1 protein-coding gene is annotated in these 966 nt (G+C 36.9%); it reads left to right on the top strand.

The window, feature by feature from the left end:
• Positions 1 to 793: ATP-binding protein (locus tag MBEAL2_RS28580; protein WP_047155560.1), on the top strand; the 793-nt coding region annotated here is incomplete at its 5' end.
• Positions 794 to 966 lie beyond the last annotated feature (173 nt).

Below are 966 nucleotides of genomic sequence, written 5' to 3'. Positions count from 1 at the left end.
CTTCTTTTTTGCATATTATTTAATAAACATAGTAACGATATGCTTAGTGATTTATCTAATGGAGAAATCGATCGAAAATTCGAAAATTCGAGTAGAAATCCAGCGAGTTGAAAAAATGAATGTGGTAGGGGAACTAACGGCTTCCATTGCCCATGAAATTCGAAATCCCATGACGGCAAGTCGAGGGTTTATGCAATTGGTAAAGGAACAAGTCAAGGATGAAAAAACCCAAAGTTATATCCATATGGCAATTTCAGAGATGGATCGGGCTCAGGGAGTTATTACTGAGTACCTTTCATTTGCCAAACCCGAAATGGAAGAAAAAGAAATAATAGATGTTTGTACTCATATTGAACATGTCCTTTCAATTCTTTCTCCATATGCAGCGTTACATAATGTAGAAATTCAAATAACCTCGCAGCCCTCCATGTTTATTAAAGCGAATCCAGGTAGGCTTACGCAATGCCTGGTGAACCTTATTAAAAATGGAATTGAAGCATCATCTGGTAACGGCAAAGTAGAAATTGGCACAGAAAAAAGAGATGAAAATATCGTCATTAAAATTGTTGATAACGGAGTCGGTATGGATGAAGAACAGGTAAAACGTTTAGGGACTCCATTTTATTCAACAAAGGAAAAAGGAACAGGACTTGGTCTTATGGTTTGTTATCGAATTATTGAAATGAAAAAGGGGAAGATTGAGGTAGAAAGCGAAAAAGGAAAAGGAACCAGTTTTTCTATCATCCTTCCTGCTATCACTGAAAAATTTTTGAAGGAGAACCAACCAGCTTAGGCTAATGTTTTTTAATGTAACACAAAAATCCCCGCTACCTATTATGAACTGTAACCCTAAAAGTGGACACTAAAAGAAAGAACCCCTTTAGTTATGCACTAAGAAGATGGCTTCGATATTGATTCGGAGTCATCTTTTTTAATGTCCATTGGTAGCGGTGGCAGTTGTAGTCC

Source organism: Aneurinibacillus tyrosinisolvens (assembly GCF_001015055.1).
Lineage (GTDB): Bacteria > Bacillota > Bacilli > Aneurinibacillales > Aneurinibacillaceae > Aneurinibacillus_A > Aneurinibacillus_A tyrosinisolvens.
Note: the sequence above shows the minus strand (reverse complement) of the source record. Positions and strands in the feature narration are given on the sequence as shown.